Source organism: Sporosarcina koreensis (assembly GCF_001531445.1).
In the GTDB taxonomy this organism is placed as follows: Bacteria; Bacillota; Bacilli; order Bacillales_A; family Planococcaceae; genus Sporosarcina; species Sporosarcina koreensis_C.
Genome location: NZ_LQYA01000333.1, coordinates 1 through 499 on the forward strand (window position 1 = coordinate 1; position 499 = coordinate 499).

Sequence of the window (499 nt, forward strand, 5' to 3'; positions counted from 1 at the left end):
CAACTGGCCCTCACCTTGCTGGATGAACTGGGCCTGAAGGTGTTTCTCAAGACCAGTGGCGGCAAAGGCATGCACCTGGTAGTGCCCCTGACCCGGCGTGCCAGCTGGGATGAAGTCAAGGCATTCAGCCACGGCATCGTCGATTACCTGGCCAGGTTGTTCCCCGACAGGCTCAGTGCCGTGTCCGGGCCCAAAAATCGCATCGGGCGCATCTTCATCGACTACCTGCGCAACGGCAAGGGGGCTACCACCGCCTGCGCGTATACCCTGCGCGCCCGCGAAGGCCTGCCGGTATCCGTGCCGATCTGGCGCGAGGAACTGCCGCAACTCAAGGGCGCCAACCAGTGGAACATCGGCAACGTGCTTGAACGACTGGCCGATGTGGACGACCCCTGGGCCGATTATGGCAAGACCAGGCAATCGATCACCGTGGGCATGCGCAAGCAGCTGGGGCTGGCCTGATGACGACTTGCCTTCAGCGCTACGCCCGCAATGCCTC

1 protein-coding gene is annotated in these 499 nt (G+C 62.9%); it reads left to right on the forward strand.

Translation table 11 applies throughout. From position 1 onward, the window contains the following. Positions 1-462: DNA primase small subunit domain-containing protein (locus tag AWV70_RS23255; protein ID WP_349675589.1), on the forward strand; the 462-nt coding region annotated here is incomplete at its 5' end. Positions 463-499: the final 37 nt, after the last annotated feature.